The 6,338-nt window shown below is 72.1% G+C and carries 5 protein-coding genes; 2 read left to right on the top strand and 3 right to left on the bottom strand.

Going from position 1 to position 6,338, the window contains the following annotated elements:
* From AB0J64_RS56525 to AB0J64_RS56515, 3 genes are all read right to left on the bottom strand, one after another.
* A partial coding sequence (locus AB0J64_RS56525) for a SpoIIE family protein phosphatase (RefSeq protein WP_364046855.1) occupies positions 1-2,460 on the bottom strand: 2,460 nt, incomplete at its 3' end.
* A 123-nt stretch (positions 2,461-2,583) separates the two neighbouring features.
* The gene (locus AB0J64_RS56520) at positions 2,584-3,714 is read right to left on the bottom strand and encodes a UDP-N-acetylglucosamine--N-acetylmuramyl-(pentapeptide) pyrophosphoryl-undecaprenol N-acetylglucosamine transferase (protein WP_364046852.1); all 1,131 of its coding nucleotides are present in this window, start codon (positions 3,712-3,714) and stop codon (positions 2,584-2,586) included.
* 4 nt (positions 3,715-3,718) lie between these two features.
* Entirely contained in the window at positions 3,719-4,504 is a 786-nt protein-coding gene (locus AB0J64_RS56515; RefSeq protein WP_364046849.1) for a formylglycine-generating enzyme family protein, read from the bottom strand.
* A gap of 338 nt (positions 4,505-4,842) precedes the next feature.
* Between AB0J64_RS56515 and AB0J64_RS56510 the strand changes: the two genes are divergently transcribed.
* Complete coding sequence (locus tag AB0J64_RS56510) at positions 4,843-5,805, top strand: Ppx/GppA phosphatase family protein (RefSeq protein WP_364046846.1); 963 nt, start codon at positions 4,843-4,845, stop codon at positions 5,803-5,805.
* A gap of 58 nt (positions 5,806-5,863) precedes the next feature.
* A complete protein-coding gene (locus tag AB0J64_RS56505; protein ID WP_364046843.1) occupies positions 5,864-6,220 on the top strand; it encodes a hypothetical protein in 357 nt (118 codons plus the stop codon).
* Positions 6,221-6,338: the final 118 nt, after the last annotated feature.

The raw sequence follows: 6,338 nt of genomic DNA, 5'->3' as shown, positions 1-6,338 counted from the left end.
CTCGTCGGTGTCGGCGGCGCGGCGGATGCGGGGTGTGGTGAGGCTGGCGTCGGAGACCTCGCAGGTGAGCACGTCGGTGCGGAGCAGGCGCAGGTTGATGGGGCCCTTGGCGTGCCGGATGACGTTGCCGACCAGCTCGCTGACCAGCAGTTCCGTGGTCATCGACAGGTCGTCCAGGTCCCAGGCCCTGAGCTGGGCGCGGACGTGTTCGCGGGCCTCGCCCGCGGCTTTGGGGTGCTCGGGCAGCGGCCAGGAGGCCATGTCGTCGCTTGCCAGCGCGTGGGTGCGGAGGACCAGCAGCGCGGCGTCGTCGGTCGTCCGCTTCCTGCCGGGCAGCAGGGTGGCGGTGAGGCGGTCGCACAGGGATTCGAGGCATTCGGCGCAGTGGAGCCCTGCCGCGTCCGGCGCCGCGGCGTGCTCCTGGTGTCCGGCAGGAGCTCCGGAGAGCGTGCCGCTGAGCGCCTTGGCGAGCCGGGTCATGCCCTGGTCGATGTCCATGGTGGGGGATTCGACCAGGCCGTCGGTGTACAGCACGAGCAGGCTGCCTTCGGGCAGTTCCATCTCGACGGTGTCGAAGGGCGGGGTGGCGGCGCCGAGGGGGGAGTTCGGGTCGGCGTCGGGGAAGCGGACGCTCCCGTCGGGGTGGACGACGGCGGGCGGGGGATGGCCGGCGCGGGCCAGGACGCAGGAGCGCGTGGTGGCGTCGTAGACCAGGTACAGGCAGGTGGCGTAGAAGTCGTCGCCGAGGTCGCTGACCAGGTCGTTGAGGTGAGAGAGCAGCTCGTCGGGGAACAGTTCCAGGTCGGCGAGGGTCCGGACCGCGGTGCGCAGGCGGGCCATGGTGACCGCCTCGGCCACGCCGTGTCCCATGACGTCGCCGATGACGATGGCGACCCGGTCGGCTGACAGCGGGATGACGTCGTACCAGTCGCCGCCGACCTCCATGTCCGTGCCCGCGGGCAGGTAGCGGGCCGCGGACGTGACCGCGGGCAGACTGGGGAGCTCGCGCGGGAGCAGCCCCCGCTGCAGCTCCCTGGCCCGCGTGTGCTCCCGGTCGTACAGGCGCGCTCGCTCCATGGCCTGGGCGATCAGCCCGCTGAGCGTGGTGAGCAGGTTGCGCTCCACGCCGGTGAACGGGCGCGGATCGGTGAAGGAGACGACGCAGCTGCCCACCGGGCGTCCCGAGGCGATCAGCGGCAGGAAGGCCCATGCCTGCTTGCCCGCCACCGCCGGGATGTCGGCCGTCGCGGGGTAGCGCTCGATGTACTCCTCGGAGGAGCTGATGAAGATCGGGGTGCGCTCCCGCAGGACCCCCGTGATCGGGAGCCCCCAGGAGGCCGGCATCCGGGCTATCCGGTCGACGAACTCCTTGGGGTACCCGGTGAACCCGACCGGCCGCAGGTGGTCGCCGTCCAGGAAGGTGAGCATCAGCCCGGAGGCGCCGAACGAGGGCAGGATGTGATCGGCGGAGGCGTCGACGACATCCCGCACGGTGACCGCCTCGGCCAGCGCACCGGCCAGCCGCCTGATATGGGAGGCCCGCTCCGCGGAAGCGCTCTCGGCGCTCTGCGCCTGCGGGTCGGTGACCGTCTCCAGGATGTCGTGGGATCCGGAGACGTCCCACAGTGTGCCGATCATGCGTGCCGGTTCCCCGTCGTCGTCGAGCACCAACCGGCCGCGGACGCGCACCCAGCCGATCGTCCCGTCCGGGCGGCACACCCGGTACTCGGTGCTGTGCATCCTCCCCGTGTAGATCGCCTCGTCCATGTCGGCCAGCACCCACGGCAGGTCCTCGGGGTGGATGGTGCCCATCCAGGTGTCGATCCGGCCGTCGGAGGTGGCCGGATCGAGGCCGAGCACCGCGGGCATCGCGTCGTTCCAGAGGATGTCACCGGTGCGGATGTCCCAGTCCCACGTGCCGACCGCCTGCGGCTCCTGCGGCAGGCTCGGTTCCTGCCATCCCGTGAGGGCCGGATCGGGCGGCGGCGCCGGGGGCCTGCCCAGGCGCTCTCCGGCCCACCGGCCCAGGAGGTCGAGGAAGGCCCGTCGCCCGGCCGACGGCCTGCACGAGGAGGCCGTCACGACCAACAGCGTGCCGACAGGCCCGCCGGGACCGAGCAGCGGGACGGCCGCCATCGCCGAGGTATGGACGAACACACCATCACGGAAAGCGCGTGCCGGGGCTAGCGGGCCGTTCCCGTCAACGCGCTCCCACTCCTGGGTGAAGGCCCGGGGGAGCCCGCTGGTCACCGCGAGGCGCAGCCCTCCGCCGAAGCCGGGACTGCCAAGGTGCACCATGCCGCCCAGGCCGGCAAGCTCGGCAACCGCCTGCTGGATCGCGAACCGCAGGAGCTCGATCCCCCACAGCTCGTCGCCGGCCAGCGCCAGGAGCCGTTTGCGCTCCTCGGCAACCTGGTCCGCCCTCCTGATCCGCAGGCTTGGCGCACGCCGTTCGCCCATCCCCATCCCCTGCCCTTCACCGCGTCACCGGGGTCTCCTTCAGGGCGAGGAGCAATCTGCATATCCAGGGTAGTACCCGGCCGGTAGCAGCGGCGAACACGCCTCTCGGGAGGCGGGGAGCCCTCAGACGGGGCGGGCGGTCTCCAGGAGGAGGTCGCACAGCGCGTCGGCCGCGTCCACGCGGCCGAGCTTGGCCGCCGCCTGCCCCATCGTCTGGCGCAGCTCAGGATCGGCGAGCAGCGGCATCAGCTCGGACAGCAGCTGCTCGGCAGAGGGATTCGGCTCCAGCAGGGCCCGCGCCGCTCCCGCCGAGGCCAGGTACGCGGCATTCTTGCGCTGCTCGTCACCGCCCGCCGGGATCAACGGGATGAGCACGGCGGGCCTGCCGATGGCCGTCAGCTCCGAGACCGTCCCGGCCCCGCTGCGGGAGATCACCACGTCGGCCGCGGCGAACAGGTCGGCCAGCTCCCCGCCCACATAAGGCACCGGGTGGTAGCGATCGGCCAGGTCGGGAGGGAGCTCCACGGCTCGCATCTGGTCGATCCAGGCCGGTCCGCACTGGTGCACGATCTGCGCGTGCGGCAGCAGCCGCGGGAGAATCTCCGCGATCAAGGTGTTGATCTGCTTGCTGCCCTGCGCGCCGCCCGTCACGTAGATCAGCGGCACCTCGAACGTCAGCCCGAACAGGTCGTACGCCGCCGCCCGGTTGCCCTGCAGCAGCTCCGGCCTGATCGGGTTGCCCGTCACCACGGCCTTCGACCGCGCGGAGGCCGGCAGGTACTCCAGCGACGACTCGTGCGACAGCGCGATCCTGGTCGCCAGCCTGGCCAGGATCCGGTTGGCCAGCCCGATCACGGTCGTCTGCTCGTGCATCACCAGAGGCCGGCGGATCAGCTTGGCCGCCACCCCGATGGGCACCGCCACGTAGCCCCCGGTCGACAGCACCACGTCGGGCAGGTAGCGGGCCGCGTGCCCCACGGCCTGCAGCACGCCGATCGGGATGCGGAACACGTCGGCGATGTTGGTGCCGAGCTCCTTGAGGTTCGGGCGGCGCCGCAGCTTTCCCGTCGTGATCGCCTTGAACGGGATGCCGTGCTCGGCCGTGATCCGCGCCTCCAGGCCGTTGGCCGTGCCCACCCAGAGCACGTCGTGCGGCACCTGACGTCGCTGAACGGCCGCCAGAGTGGTCAGGGCCGGATAGGTGTGACCACCGGTGCCGCCGCCGGTGATCAACAGTCGCAGGGTTCGTGACATGCGATCAGACTAGGGCCGCACAGCGGAAACCCGTGTGCCCGGTGGAGGAGTCAGGCGTGTTGGACGTGCGGGCGGCCACGCGGTAGCGGTTGCAGTAGGAGTCGTGGCACATGTACGAGCCGCCGCGGATCACCTTGGCGGTGCCCTCGGCGGGACCGGCCGGGTTGTCGGCGGACGGCTCCCACGCCGTGCCCCACCAGTCGGCCGTCCACTCCCAGACGTTGCCCGAGACGTTGTAGAGGCCGTACCCGTTGGGCTGGAACGACTTCACCGGCACCGTCCCTTTGCTCGGCGCGGCCGGGAAGGGGCCCTGCCAGATGTTGCAGCGCTGCCGCCCCTTGGGCGCCAGTTCGTCGCCCCACGGGTAGCGCCTGCGCTCCAGGCCGCCGCGGGCCGCCATCTCCCACTCGGCCTCCGTGGGCAGCCGCTTGCCCGCCCACGTGGCGTACGCGGTGGCGTCGTGCCACGACACGTGCACGACGGGATGGTTCTGCCGGTCGCCCACCGACGACCCCGGGCCCTCCGGCGAGCGCCACGTGGCGCCCTCGACGCCCACCCACCAGGGCGCGCCCGGCACCGTGGCGTCCATCACCCCGCGCGCGGCGAACTGGCGGAACACGAACGACCAGCCGATCCGCTCCGCCTCGGTGACGTACCCGGTGTCCTTGACGAACGTGGCGAACTGGGCGTTCGTCACGCACGCCGGGTCGATCATGAACGGCTCCAGCCGCACCTCCCGGACCGGCCCCTCGCCGTCCTCGGGCCGCCCGTCCGGGTCGTCGCCGCCCATGAGGAACGTTCCTCCCGGTATGCGCACCATCCCGCGCGGCGCCGCCGGCCGCGCGGCGATCCCGGCGGACTGCCGGTACGGCTCCGCGGCGGCCCCGGCGCCCCCGGCTCCGGCGGCTTCGCCTCTGCTCGGGCCACAGCAAGCGCTCAAAGGTCCCCCCAACGTGTCACACCACCAAGGAAGGGTAGTGCCTCGGGCCTGCCCACGATCACGACGGGGCAGGGGCCTGTCCGGGCGCTCAGCCGGACCGCCCGTGAGGTGGGCGGACCTGCCGCGACACGCTCGGTCACGCGGGACTCCGCTTCGCTGTCGAAGCCGCAGACCGGTAGCGTTTTCCCATGCGACTCGGCGTGCTGGACATCGGTTCGAACACCGTCCATTTACTGGTCGTCGACGCCCACAGGGGCGCCCGGCCCATTCCCGCCTACTCCCACAAGGAGGGGCTGCGCCTCACGGAATACCTGGACGAGGAGAACCGGCTGGCCGACGAGGGCATCGAGCGGCTCGCCGCGTTCGTCGAGGAGGCCGTGCAGCTGGCGGAGGACAAGGGGGTGGAGGACCTGCTGGCCTTCGCCACCTCCGCCGTGCGCGAGGCGGCCAACGGCGAGGAGGTCCTGGCGCAGGTCGAGGCGCGCAGCGGCGTGCACATCGAGGTGCTGTCCGGGCGCGACGAGGCCAGGCTGACGTTCCTGGCCGTGCGGCGGTGGTTCGGGTGGTCGTCGGGGCGGCTGCTGGCCTTCGACATAGGGGGCGGCTCGCTGGAGATCGCGGCGGGGGTGGACGAGGAGCCCGACGTGGCCGTCTCGCTGCCGCTGGGCGCCGGGCGGCTGACGCGCGACTGGTTCACCGGCGATCCGCCGTCGCCGGAGGAGGTCCGCACGCTGCGCAGGCACGTACGCACCGAGATCGCCCGCACGGTCGGCGGCGTCGTCAGATACGGCGAGGCCGACCGCGCGGTGGCCACGTCCAAGACGTTCAAGCAGCTCGCCAGGATCGCCGGCGCGGCGCCCTCCAGCGAGGGCCCGTACGTCTCGCGCTCGCTGTCCCGGCAGGACATGGCCGACTGGGTGATCAAGCTGACCACCATGGGCGCCGCCGAGCGGGCCGAGCTGTCCGGTGTGTCCGAAGGGCGGGCGGCGCAGCTGGCGGCCGGGGCGCTGGTCGCCGACGCGGCCATGGACCTGTTCGAGGTGGACCGGCTGGAGGTGTGCCCGTGGGCGCTGCGGGAGGGAGTGATACTGCGCCGGCTCGACCTCCTGCCCGGGCGGCTCGACCAGCTCAACGGCGGTACGCCAGAGTAAGGCCGATATATCCAGAGAAGTTGGAATAAAGGGCTGGTCGGCGGGCACTTTTTGCCAAATGTTGGAAGTGATCGGCACGATCGGCTCCCTGATGGCCGCGCTCCTGCTCATCGTCCTGGCCGTGCTCGCCATCTCGGTGCTCGCCCTCGTGGCCTTCGCCGTGCTGGCCGGTTCGATGGCGGACTGGCGCGCGCTGCGGCGGCGGCTGGGCCACCGCAAGCCGAAGCTCACGCTGAAGCTCAGCGGGAGCGCGATTCCTGACCGGCTGCGGGCGGAGCTGAGCGGGGCCGTGCCCCGGATGCGCCGCCGGCTGCCGCTCGGCGGCGCTCAGCCTTGGGCGCACCGGCGTGGCGGGGACCCGCACCGTTCGAGGATCCACGCGCACCGCCCGGCAGAGCGGCATACGCGGCTCTGACCGGGCGGGGCCGTTTCACGTGGCGTGGACGTCCTGCGCAGGCTCGTCCCACGCAAGTCCGAATCCCCCGTACGCACCCCAGAACTCGCCCAGCACATCTGAAGGAAAGACCCATGCG

The organism is Nonomuraea sp. NPDC049695 (assembly GCF_040674955.1).
GTDB lineage: Bacteria > Actinomycetota > Actinomycetes > Streptosporangiales > Streptosporangiaceae > Nonomuraea > Nonomuraea helvata.
Note: the sequence above shows the minus strand (reverse complement) of the source record. Positions and strands in the feature narration are given on the sequence as shown.

Excerpts from the sequence above, each read along its gene's own strand:
- AB0J64_RS56505 (WP_364046843.1), top strand. The coding sequence starts at position 5,864 with ATGTTGGAAGTGATCGGCACGATCGGCTCCCTGATGGCCGCGCTCCTG.
- AB0J64_RS56510 (WP_364046846.1), top strand. The coding sequence starts at position 4,843 with ATGCGACTCGGCGTGCTGGACATCGGTTCGAACACCGTCCATTTACTG.
- AB0J64_RS56520 (WP_364046852.1), bottom strand. The coding sequence starts at position 3,714 with ATGTCACGAACCCTGCGACTGTTGATCACCGGCGGCGGCACCGGTGGT.
- AB0J64_RS56515 (WP_364046849.1), bottom strand. The coding sequence starts at position 4,504 with ATGGGCGGCGACGACCCGGACGGGCGGCCCGAGGACGGCGAGGGGCCG.